General features: G+C 65.3%; 15 protein-coding genes. 9 read left to right on the forward strand and 6 right to left on the reverse strand.

The window, feature by feature from the left end; all coding sequences use genetic code 11:
* Positions 1-260 precede the first annotated feature (260 nt).
* Together ppnN and PVZ80_RS12900 are read left to right on the forward strand one after the other, a co-directional pair.
* Positions 261-1,634, forward strand: a complete 1,374-nt coding sequence (gene ppnN / locus PVZ80_RS12895; protein ID WP_009048358.1) for a nucleotide 5'-monophosphate nucleosidase PpnN — start codon at positions 261-263, stop codon at positions 1,632-1,634.
* A 168-nt stretch (positions 1,635-1,802) separates the two neighbouring features.
* Positions 1,803-2,120, forward strand: coding sequence for a DUF2388 domain-containing protein (locus tag PVZ80_RS12900; RefSeq protein WP_007924983.1), 318 nt, complete (start codon positions 1,803-1,805; stop codon positions 2,118-2,120).
* 63 nt (positions 2,121-2,183) lie between these two features.
* Here PVZ80_RS12900 and PVZ80_RS12905 read toward each other — a convergent pair whose 3' ends face one another.
* Positions 2,184-2,798 carry an NAD(P)H-dependent oxidoreductase gene (locus PVZ80_RS12905; protein ID WP_053268728.1) on the reverse strand — a complete coding sequence of 205 codons (615 nt, stop codon included), beginning with the start codon at positions 2,796-2,798 and terminating at the stop codon, positions 2,184-2,186.
* Positions 2,799-2,891: 93 nt separating this feature from the next.
* On the opposite strand from PVZ80_RS12905, the gene PVZ80_RS12910 reads away from it, so the two are divergent.
* Positions 2,892-3,518, forward strand: a complete 627-nt coding sequence (locus PVZ80_RS12910) for a TetR/AcrR family transcriptional regulator (protein ID WP_124310883.1) — start codon at positions 2,892-2,894, stop codon at positions 3,516-3,518.
* Here PVZ80_RS12910 and PVZ80_RS12915 read toward each other — a convergent pair.
* Together PVZ80_RS12915 and PVZ80_RS12920 are read right to left on the reverse strand one after the other, a co-directional pair.
* On the reverse strand, positions 3,515-4,756 hold the full coding sequence (locus tag PVZ80_RS12915; RefSeq protein WP_273864011.1) for an MFS transporter: 1,242 nt from the start codon (positions 4,754-4,756) through the stop codon (positions 3,515-3,517). The genes PVZ80_RS12910 and PVZ80_RS12915 overlap by 4 nt on opposite strands.
* Before the next feature lie 135 nt (positions 4,757-4,891).
* Positions 4,892-5,851, reverse strand: a complete 960-nt coding sequence (locus PVZ80_RS12920; protein WP_273864012.1) for an AraC family transcriptional regulator ligand-binding domain-containing protein — start codon at positions 5,849-5,851, stop codon at positions 4,892-4,894.
* A gap of 69 nt (positions 5,852-5,920) precedes the next feature.
* Here PVZ80_RS12920 and PVZ80_RS12925 point away from each other — a divergent pair, with 69 nt between their 5' ends.
* The 6 genes from PVZ80_RS12925 to PVZ80_RS12950 all read left to right on the forward strand — a co-directional run bounded on the left by PVZ80_RS12925 (position 5,921) and on the right by PVZ80_RS12950 (position 9,763).
* A complete protein-coding gene (locus PVZ80_RS12925) occupies positions 5,921-6,775 on the forward strand; it encodes a sterol desaturase family protein (protein ID WP_124344950.1) in 855 nt (284 codons plus the stop codon).
* The gene (locus PVZ80_RS12930) at positions 6,772-7,368 is read left to right on the forward strand and encodes an NADPH-dependent FMN reductase (protein ID WP_009048352.1); all 597 of its coding nucleotides are present in this window, start codon (positions 6,772-6,774) and stop codon (positions 7,366-7,368) included. Before PVZ80_RS12925 ends, PVZ80_RS12930 begins: the two co-directional genes overlap by 4 nt.
* A 303-nt stretch (positions 7,369-7,671) precedes the next feature.
* Complete coding sequence (pcsA, locus tag PVZ80_RS12935; protein ID WP_007924962.1) at positions 7,672-8,391, forward strand: phosphatidylcholine synthase; 720 nt, start codon at positions 7,672-7,674, stop codon at positions 8,389-8,391.
* A 36-nt stretch (positions 8,392-8,427) separates the two neighbouring features.
* Positions 8,428-8,793, forward strand: a complete 366-nt coding sequence (locus PVZ80_RS12940; protein WP_038631580.1) for a DUF2784 domain-containing protein — start codon at positions 8,428-8,430, stop codon at positions 8,791-8,793.
* 115 nt (positions 8,794-8,908) lie between these two features.
* Positions 8,909-9,307 (forward strand): hypothetical protein, encoded by a 399-nt coding sequence (locus PVZ80_RS12945; protein ID WP_025809645.1) that lies wholly within the window; start codon positions 8,909-8,911, stop codon positions 9,305-9,307.
* Positions 9,308-9,322: 15 nt separating this feature from the next.
* A complete protein-coding gene (locus PVZ80_RS12950; protein WP_273864013.1) occupies positions 9,323-9,763 on the forward strand; it encodes a GNAT family N-acetyltransferase in 441 nt (146 codons plus the stop codon).
* A 98-nt stretch (positions 9,764-9,861) separates the two neighbouring features.
* Here the strand turns inward: PVZ80_RS12950 and PVZ80_RS12955 are convergent, their stop codons facing one another.
* From PVZ80_RS12955 to PVZ80_RS12965, 3 genes are all read right to left on the reverse strand, one after another.
* The gene (locus tag PVZ80_RS12955; protein ID WP_016702835.1) at positions 9,862-10,272 is read right to left on the reverse strand and encodes a hypothetical protein; all 411 of its coding nucleotides are present in this window, start codon (positions 10,270-10,272) and stop codon (positions 9,862-9,864) included.
* A gap of 93 nt (positions 10,273-10,365) precedes the next feature.
* Positions 10,366-11,205, reverse strand: a complete 840-nt coding sequence (locus PVZ80_RS12960) for an AraC family transcriptional regulator (RefSeq protein WP_273864014.1) — start codon at positions 11,203-11,205, stop codon at positions 10,366-10,368.
* 103 nt (positions 11,206-11,308) lie between these two features.
* Positions 11,309-12,271 carry a GlxA family transcriptional regulator gene (locus PVZ80_RS12965; RefSeq protein ID WP_016702837.1) on the reverse strand — a complete coding sequence of 321 codons (963 nt, stop codon included), beginning with the start codon at positions 12,269-12,271 and terminating at the stop codon, positions 11,309-11,311.
* Positions 12,272-12,333 lie beyond the last annotated feature (62 nt).

Raw genomic sequence — 12,333 nt, forward strand, 5'->3', positions numbered from 1 at the left:
CACTGCTGGCGCCCGGTTGCGCTCCCCAGCCCTATGGGTGAATGGGCTGAACATAGCCAAGGGCAATGCACGCCGCTTTCGCTTCGGACCACCAGCTGTGAGAAAGTAGCGAGGCGCACGGGCCGCACGTTCCGGTGGCCCCGTTTGCCTTTGCGTCGTGAAGCCCGGGAGAATGTTTTTCCCGGCGTCCCGACCGCCGCTCACTATTCTTAAGCCATGGGCCCGCATGGGCCGGTGGTCTCGCTTTCAAGGAATCCAGAATGCAACCAAGACACGTCATCAACGCTTCGGTCAGCCCCAAAGGCAGCCTGGAGACTTTGTCCCAACGTGAAGTGCAACAACTCAGCGAAGCCGGTTCCGGCAGCATCTATGCCCTGTTCCGCCAGTGCGCCCTGGCCATCCTCAACACCGGCGCCCATGTCGATAACGCCAAGACCATCCTCGACGCCTACAAGGATTTCGAAGTCCGCATCCACCAGCAGGACCGTGGCGTGCGCCTGGAACTGCTGAACGCCCCGGCCGATGCCTTCGTCGATGGCGAGATGATCGCCAGCACCCGGGAAATGCTGTTCAGCGCCCTGCGCGACATCGTCTACACCGAAAGCGAGCTGGCCAGCCAGCGCATCGACCTGGAAAGCTCCCAGGGCATCACCGACTACGTCTTCCACCTGCTGCGCAACGCCCGCACCCTGCGCCCGGGCGTGGAGCCGAAGATGGTGGTGTGCTGGGGCGGCCACTCGATCAGCACCGAGGAATACCAGTACACCAAGAAGGTCGGCCATGAGCTGGGCCTGCGCAAACTGGACGTCTGCACCGGTTGCGGCCCGGGCGTGATGAAGGGCCCGATGAAGGGCGCGACCATTGCCCATGCCAAGCAGCGCATGAGCGGCAGCCGTTACCTGGGCCTCACCGAGCCGGGCATCATCGCCGCCGAGGCGCCGAACCCGATCGTCAACGAGCTGGTGATCCTGCCGGACATCGAGAAGCGCCTGGAAGCCTTCGTCCGCGTCGGCCACGGCATCATCATTTTCCCGGGCGGCGCCGGCACCGCCGAGGAGTTCCTGTACCTGCTGGGCATCCTCATGCACCCGGACAACCGCGACCTGCCGTTCCCGGTGATCCTCACCGGGCCGAAAAGCGCCGCGCCGTACCTGGAGCAGTTGCATGCCTTCGTCGGCGCGACCCTGGGCGATGCGGCCCACAGCCTGTACCAGATCATCATCGACGACCCGGCCGAGGTCGCCCGGCAGATGACCGAGGGGCTCAAGGAGGTCAAGCAGTTCCGCCGCGAACGCAACGACGCCTTCCACTTCAACTGGCTGCTGAAAATCGACGAAGGCTTCCAGCGCCCGTTCGACCCGACCCACGCCAACATGGCCGGCCTGCAGCTGGACCACGCACTGCCGTCCCACGAACTGGCGGCCAACCTGCGCCGCGCGTTCTCCGGCATCGTCGCCGGCAACGTCAAGGACAAGGGCATCCGCCTGATCGAGAAGCACGGCCCGTACGAAATCCACGGCGACACCGCGATCATGCAACCGCTGGATCACCTGCTCAAATCCTTCGTCCAGCAGCACCGGATGAAACTGCCGGGCGGCGCGGCCTATGTGCCGTGCTACCGGGTCGTCAGCTGACAGCCCGTTGACGACGGCCCCCGGTGCAATGCCGGGGGCCGTTTCCTGCCCCACGCAAAACGCCCGGCCAGCGGGTACAGCCGGCGCCCAGGGAACTCCCGGGCAGTACCGCGCATCCTAGATGGTGTAGTACTTCCTTTTTGCTTCACGCTGTCGGAGGACGCCCTCATGCGCCGCCTATTACTCGTTTCTTCGTTGTTGCTCTGTCTGCCCGCAGGTTCAGCCATGGCCCGTGTCGATGCGGGTGATGTCGCCACCTCGGCAGGGGTTTCCGCCTCGCTGTACTCGACCTTCAAGGACGACAAAATGGTGATTCCCGCCCGTGACGACGCCTCCAGTTTCGTCGCCAGCGGTGGTGCCATCCGTGGTGTCTACCTGGAGTCGGTGCTGCAGAAAATCCGCCAGGAAAACCCAGGCCTCAACGCCAGCGATGAAGAACTGGCCAGGGCCATCCTCACTCAACAGGCGCAGCCCGCCGGGCACTAACGGCCTGTGCCGTCCTGCGCTCCGCGACCGGGACGTCGCGGAGCCGCACGGTACATCCTCCCCTCACCCCACCTGGACCGCCGCGGCGGTTTCGGCGCGGGTGAACAGACCACGACCGATGGCCCGGGCCGTGCGCAAATGCAGCGCCGGGTCCTGGCTTTCCGATTCCAGCAGCAGCTGCGAGGTCAGCACCCGCGCGCCGCAGTAATCGAAGATCCCGTGATCGATCTGGGTCTTCATCGCCACCTCGTAGCCGTGGCGCCCGTATGTGCCGGCATCGGCCCCACCGATGCCGAGCAGGTGCACCCGCAGGTGTCCGAGTTTCTTCTCAAAGCGATTGGCTTCGAGGTTGAAATCGAACGCCCAACCGTTGGCGAACACCCGGTCGATCCAGCCCTTGAGCAGCGCCGGCATCGACCACCAGTACACCGGATAGACCAGCACCAGCGCATCGGCACGGTCGATGCGCGCCTGCTCGGCCAGCACGTCGGCCGGAGGCTGTTCCTGCCGGCGGTGGACCGCGTGGTCGGCGACGTTGAAGCGTGGGTCGAATGCCTCGGCGAACAGGTCGGCGATCTCGAACGAGTGGGCCGGCCCAAGGCCCTCGGCAACTTGGGCAGCCAGGCTGTGGCTGAGCGAGCGGGGATCATGGTGGGCGACAACGATAAGCGCATGCATGGCAAAGGCTCCTGCAAATGAATTGAGGGCGGCAACCAGGCCCTATATACTTTTGGTAAGTTACGAACAGTAAGTTACTTTTGGTATATAAGCATGTCAAGCACCCCCTCCGAGGCTTCACCCCCTCGTCGCCGCCTGTCCCGGGAAGAGCGCCTGCAACAGCTGCTGGAAGTGGCCTGGCAATTGATCGGCGCCGAAGGCACCGAGGCCCTGACCCTGGGCCGCCTCGCCGAACAGGCCGGGGTGACCAAGCCGGTGGTCTATGACCATTTCGTCACCCGCGCCGGGCTGCTGGCGGCGCTGTACCAGGACTTCGATGCACGCCAGACGCTGCTGATGGACGCTGCCCTGGAGCGCAGCGAAGCGACCCTGGCCAGCCGCGCGACGGTCATCGCCGGCGCTTATGTCGACTGCGTGCTGACCCAGGGACGGGAGATCCCCGGGGTGATCGCCGCCCTGGCCAGTACGCCGGAACTGGCGCGGATCAAGGAGGAGTACGAGCTGATCTTCCTGGAAAAATGCCGCGCCGCCCTCGCCCCCTTCGCGGCACCCGGGACCATAGCCACGGCTGGCCTGCGGGCGATGCTCGGGGCCGCCGAGGCCCTGTCCCATGCCGCGGCCACCGGAGAAATCAGCCGCGAGCAAGCCCGCGACGAGCTGTTCGAGACCATTGTCGCCATGGTCGAACGCAGCGTGCGGCGTGGTGCCGGCCCGGTCTAACCGGCTTCGCCTGCCACCGGCACGGCAGGTTTCATCGAGCCGAACCACCAGGTGACAAGAGCGCACAAGGCCATGACGCCGCAGGTGCCGACAAACACCGTGCGCATGCCGAAGTGCCCGCCGAGAAAGCCCCCGGCCAGGGGGCCGAGCACCTGTCCGACGTACTGGCTGGAGGTCGAGTAGCCGAGCATCCGCCCGGCGATGTTTTCCGGTACCGAATGGCGAATGATGCTGGAGATGCAAGGCAACAGCCCGCCCAGGGCCAGGCCCATGAGAAAACGCAGCAGCACCAGTTGCCAGGGCGCGCTGACCAGCGCCTGGGGAATCAACAACAGCGCCGCCGCGGCCAGGCACACAGTGAGCACCCGCCAATGGCCGATACGGTCGGCCAGCTTGCCCAGCTGCGACGCGGAAATGATGCTGCCCAGGGCCGCCGCGGACATCACCAGCCCCGCCATCAGGGTGACGTTTTCCGCCCGCAGCTCCTGCAGATACACGGTGATGATCGGTTCGATGGACATGGTCGCGAACATCAGCAGGCAGGCCACCGCGAACATGCTCAGCAGCGGTTTCTTGTCCGTCACCGACACCCAGGAATGCTCCGGCGCCTGGCCCTTTTGCGTGGCCGTGCGCGGCTCGCGCGGCGCCTCTTTCAACAAAAAAGTGGTGGCCAGGAAGGTCACGAAGATCACCGCGCCGGCGATGAAGAAGGTGTTGCGGATGCCGATCAGCGGCGGCAGCAGGCCACCTATCAGGGGCCCGGCCAGGCTGCCGGCCATGATCCCCGAAGACAGCACGCCCAACGCCCAGCCGGAGCGCGCCTTGGGGGTCTGCGTGGCGACCAGGATGGTCGCCCCCGAGGCATAACCGCCGAGCAAGCCCGCCAGCAGGCGCAGCAACACCAGTTGCCAGACGTTCTCCGCCAGGCCGATCAGCGACATGGCCAGCGCCATGCCGAGGCTGGCGCGGATCAGCATCAGCTTGCGCCCGTAGCGATCGCCCAGACGGCCCCACAAGGGCGCGGTGATCGCCGCCGACAGGAAGGTCGCGCCAAAGGCCACGCCGGACCACTGGACGATGGCCGCCGGATCGCTGACGCCCAGTTGCTCGACGTACAACGGCAGGAACGGCAACAGCAGGGTCATCGCGACAATGGTGGTGAACGCCCCCAGGGCGCATACCGCGAGGTTGCGCTGCCAGTAGCGTTCGGCGGGAGACGGCGGCTGCGGGGTGGACATGAGGGCGCTCCATCGGTCAGGGACGGGGCCACGCTACAGGCTCGAATTCGATAAATAAAATTCATGTTTTTTATAGAGTGGATTCCTTTCAGGAATCCGCACAACGCCTGCTGTGATGTCGCGCGCGTGCTGGATTCAGTCACGCTTCCAGCGTTTGCGGGCATGCAGGTACGCCGCGAGGTCGCTGTAACCCAGCTGGGCCGCCATCTGGGCGCGGCTCTCGCCGAGAAACTCCAGCTGCTGCTCCAGCTCGGCGCGGACCTGATCGAGCAACTGGCGAAAGGTCATGCCCTGCTCTTCCAGGCGCCGGCGCAGGGTCCGCGGGCTCTGGTACAGCGCCTCGGCCTGGTTCTCCAGGCTCGGCACCACGCCACGGGCCAGGCTGTCGCGCATGCTGGTCGCGACCTTGCCGGTCCAGCCAGCCAGTTGCAGGCGCTGGGCCAGGCGCCGGTCCAGTTCGCTGCGCAGCAACGCCTGCATGCCGGCGTGGCGCGTCAACAGCGGCAGGCGCAGGGTGGCCTGGTCGTAGTACAGGCAGTTGCGCGGGCAATCGAATTGGAGGTTATCGCCGAACCACTGGCGATATTCCTCGTGGTAAGCCGGTCGCGAATGGCTGAAGCAGGCGCGCACCGGGCGCACAGCTTGCCCGGTGCCGTGGCGGATCTGGGTCAGGGCCATGACGCCGTAATGCTCCACCACGTAGCGGGTCAGCCTGGCGGGCGCGTCGATGCACAGTTCGACGCCGAGCAGATCGCCGTCGCTGACCAGCCTCAGGCTGTCCATGTCCGAGGCCAGCGCGGCGTAGTCGGCCCAGCATTGCATAGCGCCGCGCACGTCCGGGCAGTACAGGCAGATGTAGGCCAGTACGTGCAGGTCCTGGGGGGTGAATTCGCCGAACAAGTGCAGGCCGATGGCCGGGTCGCGCTCTGCCGCCAGGCGCCACAGTTGTTCGAGCTCGAGCAGGTTGTAATCCTGGCGGTCGCCGCGGGTCTGGCGTTGCAGCACCCGTTCCAGCACCCGGCCGAGCTGGCCCCGGTGAAAACGGCGGAGCGGCTGATTGGCCTCTTCGCCAGTGTTTTTGTCCAGTTCGCGCATAGGGTCCGGGCGGCTCTTGGTTTCTTATTGTTCGGGCAATGCCCATGTCGGGCCTGACTCGAGATTGCCATGAATACAACAATGCTCGCCAACAATCCAATCCTGGTCGTGGCCGGGATTTTCCTCGGTTTCATCCTCCTGGAAATCGCCTGTACCTGCTTTCGCCAGCCCAAGGGTCAGCGCCGCGATGTGCTGATCGAGATCATCGGTTCCTCGCTGTTGCTGGGCCTCACCTTCCCCCTGGTGATGTTCCTCAGCACCCTGCTGCTGGACACCTTCGCGCCGTCCTTGAAGAACAGCCTGGGCGACCTGCACTGGGTGGCGGGCGCGGCGCTGTTCCTGCTGCTCGATGACATGACCCAGTACTGGTGGCATCGCCTGACCCACCGCCTGCCGTTCCTCTACGCGCTGCACCGCGCGCACCATTCGGCGCCGTACATGAGCATCCGCATCGTCTACCGCAACAACAGTTTCTATTACCTGCTGATGCCGGGCATCTGGCTCTCTGGCCTGCTGATCTACATGGGCCTGGCGCCGGTCTACTACGGCTACCTGATCGTCAAGATGACGGTGATCTTCGCCGCCCACAGCAGCGTCGCCTGGGACGACAGGCTCTATCGCATCCCGGCCCTGCGCCCGCTGATGTGGCTGTTGGAGCGGACCATCTCGACCCCTTCCACCCATTCCGCCCACCACGGCCTGAACGCCCATGACGGGGTGACCCACTACAAGGGCAATTTCGGCAATCTGCTGTTCTTCTGGGACGTGCTGTTCGGCACCGCGAAAATCACCCGCCGCCGGCCCAGCGCCTATGGCATCGAGGATCTGCGCCCCATCAGTTGGCAGCAGGAACTGTTCTGGCCGCTGGTGCGTTCACCCAAACCGGCGGCGCGTCCCGAAGCCAAGCAGGAGGTGGTGCAATGAGCCTGCATATCGCGCTGCTCGCCGGCTCCAGCCAGCCCGACAGCCAGTCGGCCAAGGTCGCCCATTACCTGGGCCAACGCCTGCAACAGCTGAAACTCTGCGAGCAGGTCACGCTGCTCGACCTCGGGCGCTCGCCCTTGCCGCTCTGGCCAAGCCCGGACTCGAACGATGCCTGGAGCCAATACTCGGCCACCTTGCGCCAGGCCGACGCGCTGGTGGTGGTGACACCGGAGTGGAACGGCATGGCCTGCCCGGCCATCAAGAACTTCTTCGTGTATGCCGGCCACACCGAGCTGGGGCACAAGCCGGCGTTGCTGGTCGGGGTCTCGGCCGGCCTCGGTGGTGCCTATCCGCTCGCCGAGCTGCGCGTCTCCAGCTACAAGAACTGCCGGATCTGCTACTTGCCGGAGCAGCTGATCGTTCGCCAGGTGGAAGGCGCATTCAATGCGCATGCCGAGCCCACGCCCGAAGAACGCCACCTGCGCGCTCGTGCCGACTGGACCCTGGAGGTCCTGGCCGAGTACGCCGGTGCGATGAAGCACCTGCGCTCGCGCATCGATATCCGGGCCGTGCCCTTCGCCAACGGGATGTAGCACCGCGACACCGGAAGTGAATGCCACGGTGGGCGCCCTGCCTCCCCCAGCGCCGTGAAGAAATTCGCGTTCGCCAGGGCCCGTCCCCGCCAAACTGTGGCTACAGTCTTAGGAGCCGCCACGGGCTTGGGCGCCATGCTGCACGCCGACAAGTCCATGAGTGGCCTGACAAAGACGCGGGCAGCGGTGAACCTTATCGCCGCCTGCCCGGTCGATAGATGCAGTCTGGCCAGGTTTGGCGATAAGCCCCCGTTTCTTCCAATGGGGCGTCGTACGGCTGGTTTCATTTCCTGGAGAACACCCGTGATAACGACCCGACACATCGCCAGTCTCAAAGCCTGGGGCGCCCATGGTTTCACCGCGACCGGCGTGGTCACGGCCTTCCTCGCCACCCTGGCGCTGTTCGACAACCAGCCCAAGGCCTGCCTGCTGTGGCTGGGCGTGGCGCTGATCGTCGATGGGGTCGACGGCTCGCTGGCGCGCAAGGTCAATGTGCAGTCGGTGTTGCCGCACTTCGACGGCTCGGTGCTGGACCTGGTGATCGACTACCTGACCTATGTGTTCATCCCGGCGCTGTTCATCTATCGCTACATCCCGCTGCCGGACTACAGCGCGCTGCTGGCGACCTCGGTGATCCTGGTGTCGTCGCTGTTCTGTTTCTGCAACGTCAACATGAAGAGCAAGGACAACTATTTCGTCGGTTTTCCCGCGGCCTGGAACGTGGTGGCGCTGGCGCTGTACATCCTTGCCCCGACACCCTGGCTGAGCCTTTCGAGCATCGTGGTCCTGGCGCTGCTGACCCTGACCCGGATGAAATTCCTCCACCCCTTCCGCGTGCGCCGCTTCATGCCGGTGAACATCGCGGTGACCGCCATCTGGCTGCTGTGCAGCCTGTCATTGGTGATCAACCATCCCTACAATGGTCCCTGGGTGATGGGCTTGTGGCTGGCGATGTCGGCGTACTTCCTCGGCATCTGCATCTGGCGCACCGCGCTGGGCTGGTTCGACCGCGCGCGAACCTGAACCCCTGCTGTACCCCTGACCGCAACGAGACTCGACATGCTCTACCGCTTCGCCGCCGACACCCTGGTTTCGCTGCACCTGACCTTCATCCTGTTCGTGCTCTTCGGTGGCCTGCTGGTGCTCAAGTGGCCGCGCCTGGCCTGGCTGCACCTGCCCGCCGCGACCTGGGGCGTGGCGGTCGAAGTCTTCCACCTGCCCTGCCCGCTGACCGACTGGGAAAACCGCCTGCGCCACGGCGCCGGCCAGCAGGGTTATGGCGACGGTTTCATCGAGCACTACCTGATCCCGCTGATCTACCCGGCCGGGCTGACGCCACAGATCCAGCTGGTCCTGGGCGCGCTGGTGCTGCTGATCAACGCCCTGGTCTACGGCCGGCTGTGGTGGCGGCGCCGGCAACCTTGAAAAAACCGACGGCATGGCTGGCGATTCCCGCGCCACAGCCTGCCCCGTCTGTGTATATTTCCAGGCAACCCCGTGGGCAACGGCGATCCGCGATCGCTTCGAGTGGAGTCCATAGATGCCCGATTTCCAGATCCGCCAGCCTTGCCCACCCGGCGCCTGTGACTGCGACCGCGAACGCCTGCTGCAAACCCCTGGCACCGACCTGCGCATCCTCGGCCTGACCCGCCAGGAGGAAAAGCGCCTGCTCGACCGGCTGGAGAACCTGCAAAGCCTGAGCGACCTCGAACACATGCAGCGGCGGATGTACGAATTGCTGGGCATCCGCGTGCAGATTGCCCCCAGCTTCAACGAAGTGCGCAGCATGCGCGGCATCGCCATCCAGCTCGACGAGCTGCCGGGCCTGTGCCGCAAGACCCGCCAATCGATCCCCGCCGCCATCCGCCGTGGCCTGGAGAAGAACCCGGAAATCGCCTACCGCCTGCTCGACGCCCACGACCTGTTGCGCGACGCCTGAACTGGAATGCCCCCTATGAAACCCGCCGTCACGGCCAGCCCCTCGATCGTCATCAGCGACACCCTCGACAGCAGCTTCGAAACCCTGCTCGGCAACGGCCTCGCCACCTTCAATGAGCAGATGACCGGCTACCACGACCGGCAGCCCCTGGCCGTGGAACTCAAGGATCCGGAGACCGGCCAGGTCCTGGGCGGCATCAGCGGCCGCACCTCCCTGGGCCTGTTGTTCATCGACCTGTTCTACCTGCCCGACAGCCTGCGCGGCGCGGGCCTCGGCGCCCGACTGCTGCAGGCGTGCGAAGACGAAGGCCGGCGCCGCGGCTGCCGCTCGGCCGTGCTCTACACCCTGAGCTTCCAGGCGCCGTCCTTCTACGAAAAACACGGCTGGCAACGCTTCGGCGAAATCCCCTGCGACCCCGAAGGCAGCAGCCGGGTCTTTATGAGCAAGGCCTTGTAGGAGCGAGCTTGCTCGCGATGGCCGTGCCGCGGAGTACCTGATCCACTGCGTTATCGTTCATCGCGAGCAAGCTCGCTCCTACAGAGGAAGGGGTTGGCTCACCAGTTATGGCCATTGATCCGCTTTTGCCCCAGCAACTGGTCGACCATGGTCACGGCAGCCTCCTTCGAAGCGCAGTGCAGCAGGGGGTAACCCCAGAACTTGCGGTAGGTGTCGGCGAAGGCTTCCACCCGGGCCTGGGTCGCGCCGTCGGGGGCGATGACGATACTGGCCCGGATCCAGCGGCGGATCGCCTCCTTGTTGCGCTTCATCCACAAGGAGGCCTGCTTGAGGCTGGCCTGTGCGTCTTCGCCCGGCTGCGGTTGTTCCCCAGGCGCGTCGGCGGTCACCAGCACAAAGGGCTTCTGGCGTTGCAGCAACTGGTCGAGCTGGCTGAAAGGATCGGTCTGGCCGGCCGCGCCGCGGTAGTGCATCCAGACCAGGGGAAACTGACGATGGTCGATGTTCATAAGGCTTCCTCGACAAGAGACAAACAAGAATACCTATCATCTGCAAAGGAAACCTTGTCTGCATCAGTCAATCTGGACAAGCGATTGACCGATTCAGCCAAATGAAGATTCCACGTCCCGGACCGCCGAATGGTCGCCCAGCAGCATTCTGCGCTCGGCGAGGAAACGCGCCGGCGGCTGGCCCACGGCCTTCTTGAACATGCGGATAAAGGCACTGGCGCTTTCATACCCCAGGCCCAGCGCCACGCTCTCCACCGACTCGCCCCGGGCCAAGCGCTTGATCCCCAGCAGGATGTGCAACTGGCGTTGCCACTGGCCGAAACTCCGGCCGGTCTCGGCCAGGATCAGCCGGCTCAGGTTGCGTTCGCTCATGCCGATCTGCTCGCCCCAGCCACCCAGGCTGCGACGCTCGGCCGGCTGCTCGATGATCGACGCGGCCATGGCGCGCAGCTGTGGGTGTCGGGGCATGGGCAGGTGGATCTGTTCCTGGGGCGCGGCGGCCAGTTCATCCAGGGCCACCGCCATCAAGCGCCCCTGCGGGCCGTCGAGGTCATAGAGCTCGGGCACCTCCACGCACCGCTTGAGCAACGCCTGCAACAACGGCGAAACCGCCAGGGTGCAACAGGCCCCGGGCAGGCCGCGGACCTGTTCCGGTTCGACGAACAGGCAGTAACTCTCGGTCCGCTCCAGGCCCCGCACGTTGTGCCGCATATCCCCGGGAATCCACACCGCGCAGTGCGGCGGTGCCATCCACAGGCCTTCATCGGTCTCGCAGGTAATCACCCCGGCCAGCGGGAACAGCAGCTGCGCCTTGCGATGGCTGTGCCAGGGCCGCTCCCAGCGCGTGGCCTGCATGGAGATCCGCAGCGCATACAGCGGCCGGTCGATCCGGTCCGGGTCCTGGGGTTGATATTGGTCGTGCAGTACCGGCATGGCGAAACCCGTGGAGGATGAGACTCGAGCCACTGACCGGCGCGAATCGCTGACGCAGGGAATTGTGCTGGCCGCGGGGCATTTCGCCAAGCAGCGCCGGCACTCAGCCGGCGGCCTGGAACTTCTTGCGGTAAGCCGCCGGCAGCAGGCCGACCCGTTGCTGGAACAGCCGGCGAAACGAGTTGCTGTCTTCGTAGCCCACCTTGTAGGTGATGCTGTCCAGGGTCATGCGCGTGGACTCCAGCAGCTCCTTGGCCTTTTCCAGGCGCAGGGTCTGCAGATAGGCCAGCGGCGTGTAGCCGGTGGCCTCCTTGAAGCGCCGCTTGAAGTTCCTCACGCCGAAGCCGAAGCGCCGGGCCGTGTCGTCGATCAGCAGCGGCTGGTCGAAGTGTTCCTCCAGCCAGTCCTGCACCCGCAGGATCTCGCCATCCCCATGGCTCTTGGGCAATGACCACATGACATACACCGACTGCTCGCTGCGCACCTTGTCGATCAGCAGGTACTTGCCGCATTTCTGCGCCAGCTCCAGGGAAGCGAAGCGCCGCACCAGGTGCAGCAGCAAGTCCATGGCGGCGCTCGCGCCGCCGCTGGTGATCAGGCCCCGGTCCTCGCAGAGAAGCTGCCCCTCGTCCAGCTCGACCCCGGCATAACGCCGCCGGAACAGCTCGGCGAAAGCCCAGTGGGTGGTGACGCGGGCGCCCTTCAGCAGGCCGGCTTCGGCCAGCAGGAAGGTGGCCGTGCACATCGAGGCCAGCACCGCGCCCCGGGCGTGCTGTTGTCGCAGCCAGGGCCCATAGCCGGCAAATGCCGGCAAGGCCTCCTTCAAGGTGAAGAGAAAACCGGGGATCAGCACCAGGTCGGTGTGGGCGATCTCGGCCACGGACTGCTGCACCCGCAGCGCTTGCCCGCCCCAGGCGCTGATATCGGCGCCATCCAGCGAGGCGACCACCACCTCGAACGGCGCGTTGGCGGTGTCGGCGAACAGGTTGGCGGCGCTCAGCACTTCCAGGGCCAGGGTGGCGCTGGCGGCGGAACAGTGATCGGCCAGGAGCAAGGTGACGTGCATTGTGGATTCCGTTGCGCTTTTCGCATGAAAAAAGTCATTTGCGCACCTAGCTTAGCCGATCC

It is taken from the genome of Pseudomonas sp. B3G-3 (assembly GCF_028640915.1).
Classification (GTDB): domain Bacteria; phylum Pseudomonadota; class Gammaproteobacteria; order Pseudomonadales; family Pseudomonadaceae; genus Aquipseudomonas; species Aquipseudomonas chlororaphis_I.

What these genes read in the sequence shown, in the direction of transcription:
- PVZ80_RS12920 (WP_273864012.1), bottom strand. Translation starts at nt 5,851, where the DNA reads ATGCGCGAACTGGACAAAAACACTGGCGAAGAGGCCAATCAGCCGCTC.
- PVZ80_RS12965 (WP_016702837.1), bottom strand. Translation starts at nt 12,271, where the DNA reads ATGCACGTCACCTTGCTCCTGGCCGATCACTGTTCCGCCGCCAGCGCC.
- PVZ80_RS12910 (WP_124310883.1), top strand. Translation starts at nt 2,892, where the DNA reads ATGTCAAGCACCCCCTCCGAGGCTTCACCCCCTCGTCGCCGCCTGTCC.
- PVZ80_RS12905 (WP_053268728.1), bottom strand. Translation starts at nt 2,798, where the DNA reads ATGCATGCGCTTATCGTTGTCGCCCACCATGATCCCCGCTCGCTCAGC.
- PVZ80_RS12940 (WP_038631580.1), top strand. Translation starts at nt 8,428, where the DNA reads ATGCTCTACCGCTTCGCCGCCGACACCCTGGTTTCGCTGCACCTGACC.
- PVZ80_RS12960 (WP_273864014.1), bottom strand. Translation starts at nt 11,205, where the DNA reads ATGCCGGTACTGCACGACCAATATCAACCCCAGGACCCGGACCGGATC.
- PVZ80_RS12950 (WP_273864013.1), top strand. Translation starts at nt 9,323, where the DNA reads ATGAAACCCGCCGTCACGGCCAGCCCCTCGATCGTCATCAGCGACACC.
- PVZ80_RS12955 (WP_016702835.1), bottom strand. Translation starts at nt 10,272, where the DNA reads ATGAACATCGACCATCGTCAGTTTCCCCTGGTCTGGATGCACTACCGC.
- ppnN (WP_009048358.1), top strand. Translation starts at nt 261, where the DNA reads ATGCAACCAAGACACGTCATCAACGCTTCGGTCAGCCCCAAAGGCAGC.
- PVZ80_RS12945 (WP_025809645.1), top strand. Translation starts at nt 8,909, where the DNA reads ATGCCCGATTTCCAGATCCGCCAGCCTTGCCCACCCGGCGCCTGTGAC.
- PVZ80_RS12900 (WP_007924983.1), top strand. Translation starts at nt 1,803, where the DNA reads ATGCGCCGCCTATTACTCGTTTCTTCGTTGTTGCTCTGTCTGCCCGCA.
- PVZ80_RS12915 (WP_273864011.1), bottom strand. Translation starts at nt 4,756, where the DNA reads ATGTCCACCCCGCAGCCGCCGTCTCCCGCCGAACGCTACTGGCAGCGC.
- PVZ80_RS12925 (WP_124344950.1), top strand. Translation starts at nt 5,921, where the DNA reads ATGAATACAACAATGCTCGCCAACAATCCAATCCTGGTCGTGGCCGGG.
- PVZ80_RS12930 (WP_009048352.1), top strand. Translation starts at nt 6,772, where the DNA reads ATGAGCCTGCATATCGCGCTGCTCGCCGGCTCCAGCCAGCCCGACAGC.